Raw genomic sequence first — 20,474 nt, forward strand, 5'->3', positions numbered from 1 at the left:
GGTGTTATTACTCTCTGGCTAGTGCATCAACGGGATCTAACTGCGCCGCATTGCGGGCGGGTAAGAAACCAAATAGCACACCAATTAAGGTCGAGCAGGCAAAGGCAGCAACGATGGAGGTGGTGGAATAAATCATTTGGAAACTGCCCCCCGTTTGAGCAAACACCACGCCAATTAAGTAGGACAAGGCGATGCCTAAGGTGCCCCCACACAAACACACTAAAATGGCTTCGATAAGGAACTGGCGCAAAATATCACTCTGGCGCGCACCCACCGCCATACGAACACCGATTTCACGGGTCCGCTCAGTCACAGACACTAACATAATGTTCATCACCCCAATTCCGCCAACGACAAGGGAAATCACCGCGATAGCCGAGATCAGTAAGGTCATGGTTGCTGTGGTTTTTTCGATGTTCTGCCTAATGGTATCGGTATTGATGGTGAAGAAATCTTGCGTGCCGTGGCGCATTTTAAGCAGCGCGATAATGCCCTGCTCCGCCGCGTTACTCGGCACAGTTTCATCGAGTCGAACGGTAATGCCATCCAAATAATTTTTACCCACCATACGGCCAGAAACTGTGGTGTAAGGCACCCACACATTAAGCGCATCGCTGTTACCAAAAGCACTTTCTTTGGGTTGAGTCACACCTATGATACGTACGGGTAAATCTCCGAGGAAAATCACTTGCCCTATCGCCGAGTTATTGTCGGCAGCACTGTTAGGGAAAAGCTCCTTACGGGTGTTGTCATCAATCACCGCATCTTGGGCGAGCGATGCGACACTGGCATCATCCCAAAATTGGCCCTGCGCTAACTCGTACCCTCTTACACGGAAAAACTCAGGTCCCACACCATTCACCGATGCCGATACCGCTTTATTACCAAAACGAACCGTTGCAGTAGAGCCAATGCTTGGCGTCACGCTATCAACATAGGGCAGATTTTTAAGGGCATTGGCGTCCGTTGCGGTTAAGGTGCGCACCCGCGCCGAGCGTCTATCGCCAAAACCTGAACCAGGGCGAATATCAATCGTGTTAGTTCCCATCGAACTGATACTTTTGAGAATGGCCTGCTGCGAGCCTTCACCTAAGGCCACCACAGAAACCACAGAGGCGATACCGATAATAATCCCGAGCATAGTCAAGAAAGTACGTAACCTGTGGGTCGACATTGCCACCAGCGCCATTTTAAGCGCTTCGACATATCTGTCCCACGAAGCCACCCGCGCACGCGAGCCATCTTTTGCTGCCACTGCACCGTTAGGCTTTTGTGACGCCGTATTTTGTAATGTTGAGCTTTGCGACGTCGAGCTTTGTGGCTTAGCCGTTTGTTTATCCTGACTGCGCTCATCGCTGATGATCACGCCGTCTTTGATTTCGATAATGCGGTCGGCATATTGGGCCACATGCATATCGTGGGTCACGATAATGATGGTATGACCGTCGCTGTGAAGCTCCTGCAACAACTGCATCATTTCTTCGCCGCTGTGACTATCCAATGCACCAGTCGGCTCATCGGCAAGGATCACATCACCGCCATTCATCAAAGCGCGCGCCACACTGACCCGCTGCTGCTGTCCGCCACTGAGCTGATTGGGTTTATGGTCAAACCTGTCGCCAAGGCCTAAACGCGTTAACAAATGCTCGGCCCTGTCTTTACGAACCGTGCGTTCTTTACCCGCATACACAGCAGGTACTTCGACGTTGCCTATGGCGGTCAAATCGCCCAGTAAATGATAACGCTGAAAGATAAAACCAAAGTGCTCGCGGCGCAGCTGCGCTAACTCATCAACGTCCATAGTCGAGGTATCTTGGCCGTTGATAAAATACGCGCCCTTTGACGGCTTATCTAAACAACCAAGAATGTTCATTAGGGTCGATTTACCCGAGCCAGAAGCACCTACTATCGCCACCATCTCGCCACGGCCAATCGACAAGTTCACATCTTTCAGCACAGTGAGTTGCTGCTCACCCGCCTGAAAAGTGCGATAACAACCTGAAATTTCAAGTAATGCCGTTGTCACTGTTAAAACCTCACGCTAGGTGGGCGACGTAATTTACTGCTGCCATCATCGGAAGACGGCATGCCAAGCACAACCTGATCGCCTTCCTTCAAACCCGCGGTGATTTCAGCATTGATTTTGTTGTTAATCCCCACAGTGACATCCACATATTGCACTTGGTTATCAACTAACACAGGCACTTGATATTGCGGGCCGCTGCGGGCTTTACGCTCGACAGACTTAGCCTCTGGCACCGCGGATTTCTCCCTCGGCTTTATACGCAATATCTGCGCAGGCACTAATAGCGCATCATCGGCCTTAGCTAACACTATGGACACCTGCGCCGTCATGCCGATACGCAAGGTGCGGTCAGGGTTTTCTACATCAAACAGACCATGGTAATAAATGGCGTCTGAGTCGCTAGAGCTCATATTGCTATCGTCGCCATCCATCGAAATCGGCCCAGGCTCAATCGCCCTCAAAACGCCACGGTAGGGATGATTCGGTTTTCCAAGGACAGTGAAATACACGGCTTGACCCGGATGGACATTGACAACATCGGCTTCGGAAATCTGCGCTTTAACTGTCATGGTATCCAGCTGCGCCATTTCAACTATGGTCGGTGTTGTTTGATTAGCGTTAACGGTTTGCCCCACTTCTACCGCGGAATACACCACAGTGCCATCCATCGGCGCGGTAATTTTGGTATAACCTAAATCGATTCTGGCACTGTCGACGTTAATCTCAGCCTGTTGTTTTTGCGCTTCTAATTGCTCAAGCTCGGCTTGATAAACCGTTAGATTAGCATCGGCCACTTCATAATCGGCACGAGAACTGGCCTTATCGGCAAGCATTTGCTGCTGGCGGCTAAATTCCAATTTAGCTTGGCGGATCTGCGCCTGTTTAGCACGGAACTGAGCATTGATACTCTTGAGTGATGCGAGGGCATCCTTCAAATTATTCTGCTGCGCTAGGCTATCAATCTGAGCAATCAAATCGCCTTTCTTTACTTCATCACCCAGTGCCAGCGGCAAACTTAAGATTTGCCCCGATACCTGTGCGCCCACACTCACCAGTTTGGATGCCTGCAACATGCCATTGGCAAGTACTGAGTTTTCGATATCGCCACGGCGCACAGCTTCAGTCACATAGGTAGGTGCCATTTCAGGCTTATGCCACATAAAATAAGCACCGCCACTCAGGAGGATTAAGCCGCTTAACGCGAGCAGCAATTTACGCTTTGAGGATTTTTTCATCGGTATTGTCGTGTCCATCAATGCTAAAGACAGCAAGCATTCATCTTGCTAAGGAACTGAAATTGTTCCAACAGTATATAGAGTTAGCCAAAGACAGTAGACGAAGGAAGTGTCGTTAACAGGTAAAGATTTGCAAATATCTGTGTAGAAATTGACAAGGAAAGCATGATTGAGTGGTGCTTAGACTGCCATGCCAATTTAGTGCGTTATCAAATCGTCAGGTGATAAATTGTTGGGGTCTACATTCTATGACTGTGCCACTTGTGGTAGTTCAGACATTCAAACGAATCTAGATGCAGACTTCATTTGATTCTTTTTCAAGAAAAAATCAACGTCGTGGGGTGAAGCCTTATGACTTTGATGTCGATTTAAATACAAAAACGACCAACCCGCTACGAAACATTCACGCCAAGTACTGGCCATTCTCAGTGAATAACCCAATGATTAATCGAATCAATCACTCAATTCGACTAATTCATGCTGGCGAGGATCACCTGCGTGGCATCAAAACAGGCAAAACATGGCTCGCCGACAGCCAAACTCTGCATTTGGGTGAGTGGCATCACTGAATAGATGATGTCTTTACCATTAATATCTATGGCTAATTCGGCCTTATCGCCAAGCTCAGTCACACTCAGCAAACGGCCGCTGAGGCAATTTTGCCCATCCAGTTCACAGGCATGTGTCGTCGCCCGTACCGCGGGGGCTTTAAACAGTAACAATACGGATTTATCTAAGGCTAACTGTAAGCGCTCGCGGCTCGAATGGGTCACTGAAATCTGAATCTGTTGTCCGCCCGCTAAAGTCACGCTGATGTTGTCATTTAATCCAAATGAATCAATGCTATTGATACGCCCCGTTAACTGATTGCGGGCGCTGGTGTTGAGAGAGAAATGCGCCATCACATCCAATAAACTGTGCATATCGACGGACTCATCGAGCAAGGCAGCCAAAGCCATTTCTTGTACTTGGGAGGTGATGGAATACACCTTAAGCAACCGTTCGCCAAATTCGGTGAGTTTAGCGCCGCCACCGCCTTTGCCGCCCTTTTCGCTACACACTACGGGTTCGGGCATGGCGGTGTTCATCTCATTGATCGCGTCCCACGCCGCTTTATAACTGATCCCCGCAAGCTTGGCGCCTTGGCTGATCGAGCCTGTGTTGGCGACCTGCTCAAGCAGGCTTATCCGCCTAGGATTGGCGAAGGGCTTATCCCCGAGGGAAAGCGTAAGTAATGCATGTAAATCCATCGTTTATCCAGCACCCAAGTCTGACTTGAGTCCTATTGTCCTTCATCGTCTTGAGGATACCAATAAGATTGCCGAGATATTTCAGCGGATTAATACCAATCACATTAAATATCTAATCAGTTCAGAGCCTCACAGGTATTTCAATCCGAGGCGCATTGACGCAGAAATGGTTATTCCCTTTTAAGTCAATGCAACACGGGAGTGGGATGCCTGTGAGGCTCCCGAAGGGCGGGTTTCAACGCGCTTTATACTGCGTTCAAGGCTTTCGACAGAGCACCACTATGCCTTCAAGCCTTCGCCTTGTCTAAAGCGCGTTGAATTCCCGCTGAATGAACAGATATTTAATACAATTGGTATAATGCCATTAATCCGCAAGAAACCGCACACAGATCACTAATTGATTGCTTAGGGCTTGAATGATCGATATATAGATTGGTATATAACGATCTCTTTTTATCACGGAGGAACACAATGAAATCCATTTACCTTAAGCAATTACTGCGTTTTACCACGGCTTCATTATTCACAATGGTACTGACATCTAGCCCAATTTTTGCGGCAGACAATGAGCAAGTGACTGTTTTTGCAGCAGCATCGCTCACCAATGCCCTTAACGAAATCGGCCAGCAATATGAAAAAGAACACAATACTAAGGTGATATTCTCCTTCGCCTCTTCCTCAACACTGGCAAAACAAGTGGCCAATGGTGCACCCGCCGATCTGTTTGTCTCGGCGAATCAAAAGTGGATGGATTATCTGGTCGATGCTAAAGCGGTCGATGTTAACAGCCGAAAAACCTTGTTAAAAAATACCTTAGTCTTGATTGCCGAGAAAAATAGTCCCATCACAGAAGTCGTGCTCAATGGCGATTGGGATATTAAAGCCGCATTAAAAGGCAGTCGTATGGCTGTTGGCGACCCTGATCATGTACCCGCTGGACAATATGCCAAGCAAGCCCTCGAAAACCTCAAGCTGTGGCAAGCCGCTGAGCCCTTACTCGCCCGTGCTAACAATGTCCGTGCCGCCCTCGCTTTGGTTGAACAGGGTGAAGCGACGCTTGGCATAGTGTATTCAACCGATGCGAAAGTCGCCCAAAAGATCAAAATCGTTGGCACCTTCCCAGAAACGAGTTACAGCCCAATTGAATACCCTATCGCCTTAGTCAAACAAGAATCGACCACAAGCGCCAAAGCGTTCAATGAGTATCTGCAGGGCCCAAGCGCAAAAAATGTGTTTGAGAAATATGGCTTTGGAGTGAATTAGGGTGCTGAGTGGTTCTTTGTTAAGCGGCTCATTTTTAAGCGACTATGAAATTGCCGCACTACTACTCAGTTTAAAGGTGTCATCCGTTGCCGTTATCGCCAGTTTACCCTTGGGCATTTTATGCGCTTGGGTGCTGGCCAGAGTCGAGTTTCCTGGCAAGGCTCTATTTGACAGTGTGCTCCATCTACCACTGGTGTTACCGCCCGTGGTAGTGGGTTATCTCTTGCTAATCAGCATGGGCCGCCAAGGTTTTATCGGCCAGTGGTTATTTAATTGGTTTGGCATCAGTTTTAGCTTTAGTTGGCGCGGTGCGGCCCTCGCGGCGGCGATAGTGTCATTCCCGCTGATGGTCAGAGCCATACGCCAATCCTTTGAAACCGTTGATATTCGACTCGAGCAGGCCGCACGCACTTTAGGTAGCAGTCGATGGCGAGTATTTCTCACCATCACACTGCCGCTCACCTCTCCAGGGATAGTGTCAGGCATGATTATCGCCTTTGCCCGCAGCCTAGGGGAATTTGGCTCGACTATTACCTTCGTTTCTAATATCCCAGGTGAAACCCGTACGATTCCGCTCGCCATGTACTCTTTTATTGAAACCCCAGGGGCAGAATATCAGGCCATGCGTCTGTGCATTATCTCGATCGTTATCGCACTCGCGTCTTTACTTGCCTCCCAATGGCTGAGTAAAAAAGCCCTGCAGAGGACGGCAAGCGTATGTTAACAATCAATATTGAAAAACGACTCGGACAACTGCAACTGAAAGTCGATACCCAATTGCCATTGCAAGGCGTGACAGCCGTTTTTGGCCGATCGGGTGCGGGTAAGACCTCACTAGTGAACCTACTCGGTGGGCTTTCAACCCCAGATTGTGGTGAAATCCGCCTCGGCGACAAACTGCTTTATCAACAAGGCAAAGTGAACCTTCCCCCAGAAAAGCGCCATATTGGCTATGTATTTCAAGAGGCACGGCTGTTCCCGCACTATAGCGTGAAGGGCAATCTCAACTATGGTGTGCGTAAAGCCAACCCAGTCTTGTTCGATAGAATTGTGCAACTATTAGGGATTGAAAAACTCCTCAGTCGCTATCCCAGCACGCTATCGGGCGGTGAAAAACAACGGGTTGCCATTGGCCGTGCCCTGCTGACATCACCTGACATGCTGCTGATGGATGAGCCGCTGGCATCACTCGATTTACCCCGTAAACGCGAGTTACTGCCCTACTTGCAAACCTTATCGCAGGAACTAAAACTGCCAATAGTGTATGTGAGCCACAGCCTAGATGAGATCTTACAACTGGCGGATTATATGCTGGTGCTGCATCAGGGAAAATTGATTGCCCAAGGCGCCTTAAGTGAAGTGTGGAATAGCGAGCAGATGCGCCCTTGGGTGCCATTGCAGGAACTCAGCTCACTCCTCAGTGCAAAGGTCGCCGACAGACATCCCGACTACCCCATGACTCGACTCGTGATGGATGATGGAAACTATTTGTGGGTAAGTGGCTATCTGGCTGAAACGGCAAAGAAACTCAAAGTGCGTATTCAGGCAAATCATGTCTCGGTTTGCACTGAGATCCCCAAAGGATCGAGTATCCGCAACCTGCTAAAGGGAGAAATTAAAGAGTTATACCCCAGTGATAACGGCGAGCAAATCCAATTAAAAATCGCCCTTGGCCACGATGAACTTTGGGCCAACATCACCCCTTGGGCCTGCGACGAACTGCAACTCACTCATGGAAAAGCGATTTATGCACAAATCAAAGGCGTGACTATGACGCAAATGGATATCGCCGAATCCCACTAGCTCAACCTAGAGCACCGTTCGAAAACCAAATTTCAGGTACAAAAAAACCGACGCTATGTCGGTTTAGTTCCTTCATTAGAAGGATTTGGTACCAGTGGCCAGACTCGAACTGGCACGCTTTTAAGGGCGGGGGATTTTGAATAGAACGCTTGCATGGATAATAACCCCACCTGATTACAAATAATTTCCAGTTTCGGGTAATGTGAGACCCAGGCTTTAGCTGCAACTAAAGCTTTCCTTGTCGTAGTTCGATTGAACGCTGGCTCCTCTATTGAGAGACCGATAACAAGAAAGAACGCGGCAAAGGACTCCAAGCAAAAATACTCGAATAGTCTACTGGGTCTCGAACCCGCATTTGCAAGCAAGAGTTAGCTTATTATGAAAACAACTTCTAATCAAAACATTAACGTAGGTGTTGATACTGGCAAGTTTCAACTTGACATTTATATCCGCCCTCTCAATATCTATTTCACTGTATCGAAGCGACAGGTCGTCTTGAAATGCCCTTCATTATGGCCTGCGCTGAGGTAAACTTACCTTTTGTCATCGCCAACCCTGTCCACATAAAACGCTTTGCAGGTGCCATTGTTCAACGGGCAAAAACTGACAAGCTCGATGCGCAACTTATAGCGCATTACAGCGAAGCGATGAAGCCGACCTTATCAACCTTAAAACCTGATTTAATGCGTGCTATGAGTGATTTAGTCGCAAGACGAAATCAACTATTGATGATGCAGACGATGGAAAAAAACCGCCTTCAAATATTGCCAAAAGAACTTGAAATGACAATTAAACCTATTTTAACGGCGTTCAAAAATCAGATTAAAAATCAGATTAAAAAGATTGAAATAAAAATCGTTAAACTCATTGAGTCAAACCCTGATTATCAAGCGAAAAATACTCTCCTTCAGAGTATGAAAAGCATAGGTAAAATCGCCGCAGCTTCCATCATCAGTAACTTACCAGAATTGGGTTATATCAGTAACAAGGAAGCAAGCGCATTGGTCGATGTGACACCGATGAATAAAGAAAGCGGGCGCTTTAAAGGCATGCGAAAAATACAAGGAGGAAGGCATCAAGTGAGAACGGTTTTATATATGGCAATGATGTCAGCCATACAATCTAACCCCGTTTTTAAAAGCACCTATCAGCGATTAGTTGCCGCAGGGAAACCTAAAAAAGTGGCGATCATTGCCTGTATTAGGAAGATGGTGGTGACGTTAAATTCGATGTTGAGAGACGGTGTCCTATGGGAAGCGCCAAAAGCGAGAAATTAGCTATTGACGCAATAGTCTCTTGTAATATCACTATTACTTTTCATATAGTTACGACACAAGTACAAACTTTGCAAATAGTATCAGAATCAAACCATGAGCAAACAAGTCGAACGGCATGACATTTCAGACGAATTATACGTCTATAAACAAGATAACAGCGAGCGTTGGAATGCCCGCATCAAAGTGGCTGGTAAGTGGCACTCTAAAGCCTCCAAGCAGAAAGGAAAAGAGAAAGCCATTGGTATGGCCTATCGGCTTCAAATCGAATACCAATTTATGGCAGACCGTAATCAGCTGGTGAGTTCCAAGCGCTTTCGTGATGTGGCTGAAAAAGCCATTAGAACTATGGAAGATATTATCAAAAAGGAAAAAAATAAAGACAAAGACCAAGATAAAAAGCACAAGTTCACGACCTATATTCAGGTATTACGTAAGTACCATATCCCCTTCTTCGACCGCACTTATATAACCTCTATAGATAGCGCTAAGCTGCGAGAGTTTGATAAATGGCGAGTAGAGCGACTCGGGCGTGAACCCGCAAAATCAACGCTACTGAACCACAACGCAGCCCTGCAACTAGTGTTTAAGGAAGCCGTAGACTGTAAGTGGATGCTGGCAGCACAAGTCCCCTCACTATCTACCAAAGGTGCTGAGTCACAACGGCGAGCGCATTTCTCACCAGAGGAATACGACAAAGCATTCGATGCTGTTGTAAAGCTTGAGCAAAACAGCCGTAAAGAGAAAGCCCGCCAAATTAGTGCGTTACTGATGGATTATATGGAGTTTGCGGTGAACACTGGTATTCGACCAGAACAATCTCTTACTCTACAAAAGATTTGAATATCCACATTACAACGAATAAGTAGCAGAATCATCAAGCTCGGTATGTTCGCCAGCAAGTAGTGTTATCAGCCAACAACTTTTGAAGCTATTGTGTTTCGTAAAATAATTTAATTAACAACGCTATGCTACTTTACCCTCTAGTCTCAACCTTTATCATTTTAAATTTAATATTATTAGCTTTACATGTTTAACATGTGTCGAATTCACTTTATTAAGCGAACAATATGACTTAACAGTATATAAACGTACGGAACACACCAAATTTATTAAAAATCAAATAACAGACCAATTTTAAATATGAATTTTTTAATTGTTAAATATGAGACCAAAATCAAATTAGAAAACAATAAATTAGAATCACAATTAAAACACTTGAAAAACATTTCAGTAACAACCCAGGTGACATGAACCCAGCAAAAAATAAAACTATTTATTTTCAATCACATTAAAATAATAGAAATAGTTCTCACTTATAATTTTATGCCAATAAAAGCACATCAAAACGATTTACCAGATACTCGTCACATTTATCTCCAGTGTAATTATTAACAAACATTAACACTCATACTTTAATGCTATTCTTTGGCGATAATATTTTCGTTGCAAAGTCATTTTAACAATAAGGCACAAATATGAGATGGCATGAAATGATAAAATTGATGATGGTAATTAATATTATTCTTATATTATCTCCAGCTGCAATAGCACAAAACATTTCTTCGAATCATCAAACAGGAGAACAATTAGAAAAAATACTGATAGATAAATTTTCTGAAGGAAAATATTCAACTAAAGGCGCAGACTCATGCCTTATATGTCACCGAAAAAATACGACAGTAATGGCTATTTTTGATGGAGTACATGGTGATATCAACAATGCAAAGTCACCAATGGCGGGCTTGCAATGTGAAGCGTGTCATGGACCAATAGGTGAGCATAATAAAGGCGGCAAAGAGCCGATGATTACTTTTGGACACGATAGCCAATTACCGGCACCAAGCCAAAATACTGTGTGTTTAGGTTGTCACCAAAATACTGAGAAAAGTGGTTGGCACAGCAGCTTACATAATATGGAAGAAATCGCCTGTGCAGACTGCCATCAAGTTCATGCAGCAAAAGATCCCGTGTTGCAAAAGCTGCAAGTAAATCAGGTTTGTACAGCTTGTCATACCAAGGAAAAATCGGATATGAATAAGCGCTCATCTCACCCATTAAAATGGAATGAAATGACCTGCATCGATTGTCATAATCCCCATGGTTCATTCAATGAAAGTGCATTAAAAAAGACCTCTGTCAATGACACTTGTTATAGCTGTCATGCTGAAAAACGTGGTCCTTTCCTATGGGAACATGCTCCGGTTACCGAAAACTGTTCTACTTGCCACAACCCCCATGGCAGTGTGAATGAAGCATTAGTTAAACAACGCGTTCCTCAGCTATGCCAACAGTGTCATGCCGACGATGGCCATGCAAGCAGAGTTGTGACTCAGCCTGGAACAGATGCTTTTGGTGGTGGAATGGGTTGTCTTAACTGCCATAGCCAAATCCATGGCTCCAACCACCCTGCCGGCAGCAATTTTGCCCGTTGAACAAGGAGTCTGACATGCCTTTTAAACTTAATATAATTACCCTTGGATTACTTGCCGCAACTACAGGTGTTAATGCTGCAGATTTTTCGGTACAAAAAGCGAATGTTCAAGGAATAAAGCTTGATGCCTATCAATGCAAAGGTTGTATCAGTAAGCATGGTTATCAAGGTGAAGTGCAACTGAGTGCTGGCTGGGCAGATAGTGACGATGTTCACTCAGGTAATGCTCTGGGTGAAGCTGGTGATGGAATTCGCACCGGAGTAGGTACAGATTTACGCTATCGTCATGCAGGTTATCAAGCCAATGTTCAAGCACATCAATTAGGGTTAGATAATAGCTATGCGCATATCGATGTGGGTCAATCGGGGCTTTATGGCGTCAGCCTTGATTATAACCTCCTTACTCAATATGACAGTCGTGCTCAGACTCAATTGTGGCATAACAATGGAATGCTCTTACCTAGTGATGCAACTCGACTGCTAGATCTGCAACTTGAGCGTGAAAAAATCGGATTGGGATTTGAGGCGCAATATAGTGTGCTACAGGCTTTTATCAATTATGACCATGAGCAAAAAACAGGAAACCGTCGCAGTAGTTTAGTAGCACCTCGCCCAGTTAACTTCGCCTTACCTGTTGATGCTAATACAGAGAATCTCAATGCAGGTTTGAGTATGGAGGGGGATAGTTGGTTGGGAGAGCTACTCTATAACGGCAGTTTCTATCGTAACAATATTAATAATTTGAGCCTACCTCATTTACCTGATGTCTATGCTGCAACGCCAGATAATGATGCTCATCAAGTATCACTATCGGGTCAATATTTAATGGAACAAAGTTCCATCAATGGCCGAGTAGCAGCAGGACGAATGATTCAAGACGGTGAACTCATCCAAATGAACGGTAATCCATTGCAGAGTTGGGATGGCCAGGTTGATACTTTAGATGCTCGAGTGGGTTTTAGTAGTATGTTGACACCGCGTTGGCGTATGAATGGCCAGGTAGATTATAGCGACCGAGATAACAAAAGCTCAGTATGGGATTTTGCCCAGCTAGAGTTTGACAGTTTAAGTGGGGCATTTAAGCAAAATGTTCCGATGGATATTGAAAGACTAAATTACAAACTACACACCAGTTATCGTATTAATAGCCAATATCGATTAATGGGTGGATATGATCGTAAAGAGGTTGAACGTAGTTATCTTGAACGAGAGCAAACCCATGACGATGCACTTTGGGCAAAGCTCAATATGCGAGCATTACCTAACACTGTAATTGATTTTGGGGCTCGCTATGAAAAACGTACCGGTTCGATCTATGACACAGTAGAAGCAACATCAATTGAAGAAAATCCACTGTTACGTAAATTTTACCTTGCCGACCGTGAACGTAATGCGCTTGAGCTGAAAGTTAATTATGCCCCATTAGATTGGATGACAGTCGATTTTAGCGGGCGTTATGCAAAAGATGATTACGCTAAAACTCTCATTGGTCTTACTGAATCAACGGATTATGGCTATGACATTCAGTTAGGTTTACAGCTATCCAAGCAATTGCAGTTTTATGCAATGGCAGGACAACAATGGATAGATTCATCTATCGCTGGCAGCCAGCAGTTTTCTTCCCCAGATTGGCATAGCGATATTGCCGATGAATTCATCAATTTGGGCGCTGGGTTTACCTATAGTGGATTGCTAGATGATCGGCTGACAGTCGGTGGAAATTATCTATTTGCTAACTCCGCTAGCGACACTCTGCTCACCACCACCGAAATGCACCCTTACGGAGATTATTACGCCTATAACCACAGTGTTGAGTTATATGGGCGTTATGCCTTGAGTGGGAGTGTAGGTCTCAAATTGAGTTACCAGTACGAACGTTATTACGACACGGACTATGCCCAATCAGGCGTCAATAGCATACCAGGGGTAATTACTCTGGGAGAACTTAACCATAACTACAATGCGCATTTGCTGATGTTTACCTTCAGCTACCTGCTGCCTTGATTCTGAAGAGGTAAAGATAATGGAACGCAGAAGTTTTCTTAAAATAAGTGCAGCTATGGGCTGTGCAGCAACAGTCACTGGCTGTAATTCTGGCTCAAGTGATGTAGATGTTGTACCACCAAAGCCACCGATAGGTGATGAAATACAAACTTGGTCATCCTGCCTTGTTAACTGTGGTTCAAATTGCCCTATTAAAGTTTTTAGTCGTGATGGCGTTATTACGCGTATTGAAGCTGACCATGAAACTAATGATGAATATGGCAATCATCAAATTCGAGCTTGTGCCCGTGGACGTTCACTTCGTAGTCGTACTTATGCTCCAGATCGTTTACGTACACCAATGAAGCGTGTTGGTAAGCGAGGAGAGGCTAAATTTGTTCCAATTACTTGGGATGAAGCAGCTTCAACCATTGCAAGCGAAATTCAGCGAATTGCCAGTAGTTATGGCAATAAGTCTATCCTTAAGCATTATGGAACAGGAGCCTATTATGGTTTTGCTAGTTCAGCTTGTTTTGACCGTGTACTAAATCTTAATGGTGGATTCCTTAAGATTTATGGCAACTATTCTTGGGCACAACAAAATGAAGCGGCTGCAGCAACAGGTTTTGGCAGTACATCAGGTTCTTCTTTAACTGCTTTATACGATAGCGATCTATTTCTTGGTATAGGCTATAACCCGAGTGAAATGCGTCAAAGCGGCTCAGGTGAGGGATATGATTTCTTAAAGGCGTTAGAGGCGAACTCGAACCTTGAAGTCATTATGGTTGATCCACGCTATACCGATTCAATGGCGGGTAAAGAGAATCAGTGGCTACCGATTAGACCTGGAACCGATGCGGCATTTGCAGAAGCTATTGCCTATGAAATGATTAGCTCTGGATGGGTAGATACTCATTCCAAGGCATTTTTAGATAAGTACTGCGTTGGATTTGACAAGGCCTCTCTTGAAAAGCTTGTTGCTGAATTTACCGCAAGTGGCGATCCTAAAAAGACTCAATATTTGCCTTATATCGACGTTGAAGACAACTATCGCAACTACATTCTTGGTGAAGGTAAGTTCGTCGATAATGGCCCAAGAACCCCCGCCTGGGCAGCTAAAATTTGTGGAATATCAGAAGCAAATATTAAATCCATCGCCAGCAAGATTATGAATGCTAGAGCACCATTTATTGTCACTGGTGCAGGTGTAAACCGTCACGCCAATGGTGAACAAGCTATGCGTGCCTGTTATATGCTTTCTTTTTTAACAGGAAAAGTGGGGCAACCAGGCGTCAGCAATGGAGCTTTACCATACCAAGGCAGCTTAAATCGTGCGGGTATGAGCGGTGGTAGCAATCCTGTTAAAGAATCTATTTCCTTCTTCACTTGGGCTGAAGCAATTGAACGTGGTCATGAAATGACTGCGCGCAAAGATGGGATCCGTGGCACAACTGATTTGGACACCCCACTCGGTGCAGATATTAAAGCGGTATTTGCTATTAACAGTAATGCGCTGATTAACCAACATTCAGATTGTAATGGTACTGCTAAAATCCTGGAAGATGATACTAAATGTGAGCTAATAGTCGTGTGTGATTGTTGGATGACAGCCAGTGCTCGTTATGCGGACATTTTACTACCTGACACCACTTGGCTAGAGTCAAATGATCTGGTTAATGACAGTTATGCCTCTGGGATTATGGGCTATTTAGTCGCAATGAAAGCCGCAGTAAAACCTATGTGGGAAAGCATTTCAATGTTTGAAATGGGCCGATTAATTGCAGCCAAAATAGGTAAAGAGGCCGAATATACAGAGGGTAAAGATGAAGCTGCTTGGCTTGAGGCTCTCTACCAAAAAACTCGAACTGATAGTAGTAATGTTAATGCCCAGCCAACATTCCCTTCGACTTATACCGAAGCTCAGCAAATTGGAGTATTCCGCGCATTTAGCAAAACACCAGTGCTTGCTCTAGATAGCTATATTAACAATGGTAAAGCGGTGAGTACGCCCTCAGGTAAGATTGAGATCTATTCATTATCCATGGCTCAAAAGGGTAAAGACTGGGTATTTAATCCCAATGTTAAAGGCGATTATATTAGTGCAATACCAATGTACCAAGCAACGTGGGAGGGTTATGACGATGAAGACACCAAGGATGACTACCCACTTCAATTAATGGGCTATCACACAAAGGGACGTACACATTCAAGTTATCATAACGTTCCATGGTTGCGTGAAGCCGCAGAAGATGCAGTGTGGATGAACCCTGCAGATGCATACAGTCGCGGCTTAAGAAACGGTGATAAGGTTCAAATGTGGAATGATCGTGGCACCGTTGAATTACCTATACGTGTTACCCCAAGGGTGGCTCCTGGTGTCGTTGCTCTAGGACAGGGAGCTTGGTATCAGCCGGATATAGCGCGCATTGGACGAAGTGGTCATCCAATTGATGTTGGGGGTTGTATTAATACGCTAACACGCTATCAACCAAGTCCTTTTGCAAAGGGTAACCCACAACACACTAACCGTGTGCAGATCGTCAAGGCGTAAGGGGTAAATTAAAATGACACAACAAACACAATATGGTTTCTATTTTGATAGCAGCAAATGTACTGGCTGCAAGACTTGTCATATCGCCTGCAAAGACAGAATGACAGGGCTAGTCCGCGTAAAAGACGATGTACTCAACAACGGTGTAGCAAATTTACCAGGTATCATATGGCGCCGTGTTTATGAATATGGTGGTGGTAGTTGGTCGCTAAATGGTGATGGTAGTTTTGAGCAAAATGTCTTTGCTTATTATATGTCTATTGGCTGTAATCATTGCAATGAACCTGTCTGCGTAAAAGCTTGTCCAACAGGAGCTATGCACAAACGTCGTGAAGATGGATTGGTGCAAATCGCAACGGAACTGTGTATTGGTTGTGAAAGCTGTGCTAGAGCTTGCCCATATGATGCACCACAGCTTGATATAGAACGTAAAGTGATGACCAAATGTGATGGTTGCAGCGATCGGCTTGCTCAAGGTAAAAAGCCTATCTGTGTTGACTCTTGTCCATTACGTGCATTGGATTTTGACACTATGGAGAACTTGAAGGCTAAGTATGGAGAAGGTGATGGACATATTGCACCATTACCATCGGCATCAATCACTTCGCCTAACTTGATCATCAAAGCTAACCGAAATGGTCAACCAATTGGTGGCAGTGGCCAAGTATTAAATCACGCAGAAGTTTAATATTGAAAACGAGGGTGCCTAGGGCCCCTCGTTTTATCTATAAATTGTAATAAGGTGCACTATGTCAACAATAAACGCGAGTGATTACCAAATATGGAGTGCGGTAGCAAAAGTACTTCATAATATATTGTACTCGTATCCCAGTATGACATTAATTAGCAGTTTTAAGCGGGATAAATTAGCAAGTCAATGGCCTGAACTAGAGCTCACAGAACGTGAACAGTTAGGTAGACAAGCTCTTGCGAGATATCTAGCGCAATGGGATGATTGTGAAGCGCAGTTGATTGAGCTTAAGTTAGACTATGGGCAACTATATTTCGGTCCAGGCGATCCTAAAGCTGTACCTTGGGGGTCGGTTTACACAAGTGAAGGACAACTACTCAATGAATCTTCAACCCAGAACCTCATAAGCTTTTATAAAACCCATAGAATTGAACTATCGTTGCCAGGAAATGAACCTGTAGATCATATCGGTCTAATATTATTAGTACTACAACATTTACTGAATGAATTGGTCGCAAACCCTGATGATATAGACAAGGTTAGAGTATGCACATTACTGTTGCAGCAACACTTATTACCATGGGCAGATCGCTGTTTAGAACTGGCAGAGCTTCATGCTAAAACTGACTTTTATCGTGGGACAGCTGTACTAGCTCGGGTCTTTCTAGGCCACCTTGGTCAGAAATTAGATGTTATTCCCCAAACAGTAAAACTCTATCGCTAAAGGTTAAACAATGACGCTTGTAAGAGCAGTTGGCAATCAATGGCTAAAAGCACAACTAGCGAATAGACTAGAATTGAGTCTCGCACCTTTTGAGAGTTTACAAAGCCTATGTTGCGGTAGCACTAGCTTAGGATCTGTTACAAACTTCATGTCAACTCTCATATTTATTGAGGGAAAACCTGAATGGTTAGAGCTCGATGCAACGATGAATGAAAAGGTGCTACCGGATATTGTAGTGCTTCATTGTTTCTTTGAATGCTGTAGGCTTCTTTTTATAAAAGAATTATCCCAACAGTCCGTAGGACAAGTTGAGCAACTTGTATTTACATTAGCGGAGGTATGGCGAAAACAATATATCAGTTATAAAGAAAAAGACTCAGCATCAGAGTCTATTTGTTCAATGCTTGAAAGATTATCAAATCAGCTAATGATGCTTCGCTTAGAGCGTCGACAATTCACTCGTAATATGGGCATTAATTAGCCATTATTACTTCACACGCTAACCACATGAAGAAAAAGTATTTTATCAAATATACGGTTTTAATTAGCCATTATATAGAGGTTTAAAGTTAACGAAGTGGACGCATTGATAATAAGAGTCCTGATTCAATAAATACAGTATTAAAACATTTTTCCTTAAACAGCAACTTGCTTCAACGCGTAGATATGGTCAGCAAAATTTGGCCAGTTTTATAGAAACTATGTGAATAACGCTGCACATTTCTCATTAGAAACAACAATGCACTTTAATTATCATTAAAGTGCAGTTTTCACGAGTTATAGCGCTTAAACGATGTGTTTTGCGCATTATCGTGACAAACTTATACAAAACTCAACTTATGCAACACAATGTGCATAAACAGTCACTTATCTATCTGTTTTTAATGTTTCACTCTTAAAATCAACTCAGACTGAACTCAGACTGAACTCAGACTGAACTCAGAACAAAGTATCACTTAAAAACTTTGTATTTTGTAGAGTCCCTTAATTTTCATGAATAAAGTCTACACTTCTTACTAGATGGTAAAATTCACTAAGCCAGTACAACCAAAGCTATTACTTTAATTTTTAACTAACTAAGATGAAAACTCTTTGATAATCCAGTCAACAATTCTGACTATTCTTAAGTCTCTTTTTCTTGATGACTTATAGGAAATATTATAGTTATATCCAGAGTAACAATAAGGTAAATCCAATTTAATCAAATTACCTGAATCTAACTCAACCTGTAAAGTTTGTTCCAATCCTAATACAATACCATGGCCAAAGATGGCAGCCTGCACGGCGAGCATATTATGATTAAATATAATCACATTTTTTAACAAACCAACATTTATTTCATTATGTCGAAACCACGATTCCCAATCAACGCCGTAGTCTTTATGCTTGGAGTATAACAACGTCTGTTGAAAAAGATTATCGATGCTGATATTAGGGTTTTTATCAAAATATGAAGGACTGCAAAATGCCACTAGCTTTTCCTTTACTAACGGAATAATCGTATAACCATCCTGACTCTCTCTAGTCACAATAAAAATATCTGCGATCATATCACTCATTTCAATATCGTCTTGGAACATCCCAACATTAATATTGAGCTCCGGATACTCTCGTCGTAATTTCGCCATCTTTGGCACTAGCCATCTCGCAGCTAAAGATGTATATGAATGAACTCTAACTTCATTGCCCATATCGGGCACTAAACTAGCACAAACACTATTTAGATCATAAAAAACAGGTGCTAATCGTTGCCTTAGCTCAAGGCCAGATTCGGTTAAGGTGATCTTTCCTGCATTACGATGAAATAGTCGTTCTAGAAAGTAGTCTTCAAGTAATTTGATTTGTTGCGATACAGCACTCTGAGTAATGCATAACTCATTTGCCGCAAGTGAACAACTTTCCAGCCTTGCACAAGACTCAAAAATCTGTAATGCCCTTAATGGGATATTATTATTCACTCTTACCCTCCCCTTTGAGAACTTAACTGTAGAGTAGCATTACAATTAAGTTAAAAGTGTAAGGCTAAGCACAAATCTAAATTAACAATAAAATAAAACTTATGAACAACATCACATTTAGCTGCCTATTAAAATTTAACAGTCATAAATACAGTTGAACATTACAGACCTCCACAGCACGTAATTATCAATGCACAGCTAATAAATGTTTGATTAACAACCAACATTTTAAAAAATATTTAATCATAAGAAAATTAAAATTTAATCGCGAGTAAATCATGATTTAATTGGTTTAAAAAATCATCCGCTCGCTCAAATTTCCCTAACATTTTAATAAATCCATGGATCATGCCATCAAAGCATTGATATTTTACCGCAACATTACAGTTCTTCAGCTTACAAGCATACAAATAGCCATCATCGCGTAGTGGGTCAAACTCTGCGGTATATATCAACGCAGGCGGTAAATCTTGATGGGATTTGGCGTTCAAGGGGGAAAAATAGGGATTGTTAATATTCGTTTCGCTACTGAGATAGTGATGCCAATAATACCGCATACTAGATTGCTGCAAGAGGTAACCCTCTGCATTCGCTATCGCAGAAGGTGTTTCCCAGCCATATTGCACCGCAGGATAAACAAGGACTTGATACGCTAATTTGGGGCCATTATCATCGCGTAATTTTAAGGTCACTGCCGCCGCTAAATTACCACCAGCACTATCCCCAAGAATACCAATACGCTTAGCATCCAAACCAAGTAACGTGGCATGTTCAAATATCCATAATGTTGATGCATAACAGTCTTCCATTGGAATGGGAAACCGGTGTTCAGGGGCTTTTTGGTAATTAATGGCAATTACCACTAAACCCGTTCGATTGGCTAATGCACGGCTAAAATGGTCATTGGTTTCAATATTAGACACAATCCAACCGCTGCCATGAATAAAAATCAGGGCTGGCTGTAATTGGCTAACATCCGCTCCTTTCGGCCGGTAAATCCGTACAGGAAGATCGGCGGTTGGCCCTGGAATAAAGCTATGCTCAATCGTAGCAACAGGCTCAAGCTGGCGGCTAGCTTTGTTTTTAAGCAATTCGTGCATTTCTATCCGGCGCGACTGCACTGGCGTCATATCTTCATAGGCTGGCTCGTCTGCATCGCGCAATTGTGCTAAAAATTCGGCCACTTGTGGATCTAACGGCATAATCATTTTCCTCTCGAGCACTTCGGCTAAGTGCTATATGAGTTAAATACGGCTTTATTGTATGATATTAAATATTATTT

General features: G+C 43.5%; 15 protein-coding genes and 1 pseudogene. 11 read left to right on the forward strand and 5 right to left on the reverse strand.

Going from position 1 to position 20,474, the window contains the following annotated elements:
- Positions 1-7 precede the first annotated feature (7 nt).
- The 3 genes from KFE26_RS18975 to KFE26_RS18985 form a co-directional block, all read right to left on the reverse strand.
- Positions 8-2,026: a MacB family efflux pump subunit gene (locus KFE26_RS18975; protein ID WP_212601353.1), complete on the reverse strand. Its 2,019-nt coding sequence runs from the start codon at positions 2,024-2,026 to the stop codon at positions 8-10.
- A 2-nt stretch (positions 2,027-2,028) separates the two neighbouring features.
- Positions 2,029-3,261 carry an efflux RND transporter periplasmic adaptor subunit gene (locus tag KFE26_RS18980; RefSeq protein ID WP_212601354.1) on the reverse strand — a complete coding sequence of 411 codons (1,233 nt, stop codon included), beginning with the start codon at positions 3,259-3,261 and terminating at the stop codon, positions 2,029-2,031.
- Positions 3,262-3,731: 470 nt separating this feature from the next.
- On the reverse strand, positions 3,732-4,511 hold the full coding sequence (locus KFE26_RS18985) for a TOBE domain-containing protein (protein ID WP_212601355.1): 780 nt from the start codon (positions 4,509-4,511) through the stop codon (positions 3,732-3,734).
- A gap of 471 nt (positions 4,512-4,982) precedes the next feature.
- On the opposite strand from KFE26_RS18985, the gene modA reads away from it, so the two are divergent.
- From modA to KFE26_RS19040, 11 genes and pseudogenes are all read left to right on the forward strand, one after another.
- Positions 4,983-5,774, forward strand: coding sequence for a molybdate ABC transporter substrate-binding protein (gene modA, locus KFE26_RS18990; RefSeq protein ID WP_212601356.1), 792 nt, complete (start codon positions 4,983-4,985; stop codon positions 5,772-5,774).
- Position 5,775: 1 nt separating this feature from the next.
- Positions 5,776-6,498, forward strand: coding sequence for a molybdate ABC transporter permease subunit (gene modB, locus KFE26_RS18995; protein ID WP_212601357.1), 723 nt, complete (start codon positions 5,776-5,778; stop codon positions 6,496-6,498).
- Positions 6,492-7,577 carry a molybdenum ABC transporter ATP-binding protein ModC gene (modC, locus tag KFE26_RS19000; protein ID WP_212601358.1) on the forward strand — a complete coding sequence of 362 codons (1,086 nt, stop codon included), beginning with the start codon at positions 6,492-6,494 and terminating at the stop codon, positions 7,575-7,577. The genes modB and modC overlap by 7 nt, the downstream gene beginning before the upstream one ends.
- Before the next feature lie 378 nt (positions 7,578-7,955).
- Positions 7,956-8,854, forward strand: a pseudogene (locus KFE26_RS19005) (IS110 family transposase).
- 93 nt (positions 8,855-8,947) lie between these two features.
- Positions 8,948-9,694: a hypothetical protein gene (locus KFE26_RS19010; protein WP_249195831.1), complete on the forward strand. Its 747-nt coding sequence runs from the start codon at positions 8,948-8,950 to the stop codon at positions 9,692-9,694.
- A 665-nt stretch (positions 9,695-10,359) separates the two neighbouring features.
- Positions 10,360-11,286: a DmsE family decaheme c-type cytochrome gene (locus tag KFE26_RS19015; RefSeq protein WP_409437992.1), complete on the forward strand. Its 927-nt coding sequence runs from the start codon at positions 10,360-10,362 to the stop codon at positions 11,284-11,286.
- Positions 11,287-11,300: 14 nt separating this feature from the next.
- Positions 11,301-13,289, forward strand: coding sequence for an MtrB/PioB family decaheme-associated outer membrane protein (locus KFE26_RS19020; RefSeq protein WP_212601359.1), 1,989 nt, complete (start codon positions 11,301-11,303; stop codon positions 13,287-13,289).
- A gap of 19 nt (positions 13,290-13,308) precedes the next feature.
- Positions 13,309-15,819, forward strand: coding sequence for a DMSO/selenate family reductase complex A subunit (locus KFE26_RS19025; protein WP_212601360.1), 2,511 nt, complete (start codon positions 13,309-13,311; stop codon positions 15,817-15,819).
- Positions 15,820-15,832: 13 nt separating this feature from the next.
- The gene (locus tag KFE26_RS19030; RefSeq protein ID WP_212601361.1) at positions 15,833-16,507 is read left to right on the forward strand and encodes a DMSO/selenate family reductase complex B subunit; all 675 of its coding nucleotides are present in this window, start codon (positions 15,833-15,835) and stop codon (positions 16,505-16,507) included.
- Positions 16,508-16,568: 61 nt separating this feature from the next.
- A complete protein-coding gene (locus KFE26_RS19035; protein ID WP_212601362.1) occupies positions 16,569-17,234 on the forward strand; it encodes a molecular chaperone in 666 nt (221 codons plus the stop codon).
- Positions 17,235-17,244: 10 nt separating this feature from the next.
- Entirely contained in the window at positions 17,245-17,715 is a 471-nt protein-coding gene (locus KFE26_RS19040; RefSeq protein WP_212601363.1) for a hypothetical protein, read from the forward strand.
- 595 nt (positions 17,716-18,310) lie between these two features.
- Here the strand turns inward: KFE26_RS19040 and KFE26_RS19045 are convergent.
- A complete protein-coding gene (locus KFE26_RS19045; RefSeq protein ID WP_212601364.1) occupies positions 18,311-19,192 on the reverse strand; it encodes a LysR substrate-binding domain-containing protein in 882 nt (293 codons plus the stop codon).
- Positions 19,193-19,446: 254 nt separating this feature from the next.
- Positions 19,447-20,394: an alpha/beta hydrolase gene (locus KFE26_RS19050; protein WP_212601365.1), complete on the reverse strand. Its 948-nt coding sequence runs from the start codon at positions 20,392-20,394 to the stop codon at positions 19,447-19,449.
- Between the last annotated feature and the right edge of the window lie 80 nt (positions 20,395-20,474).

The sequence above is a fragment of the Shewanella sp. M16 genome (assembly GCF_018224605.1).
GTDB lineage: Bacteria > Pseudomonadota > Gammaproteobacteria > Enterobacterales > Shewanellaceae > Shewanella > Shewanella oncorhynchi.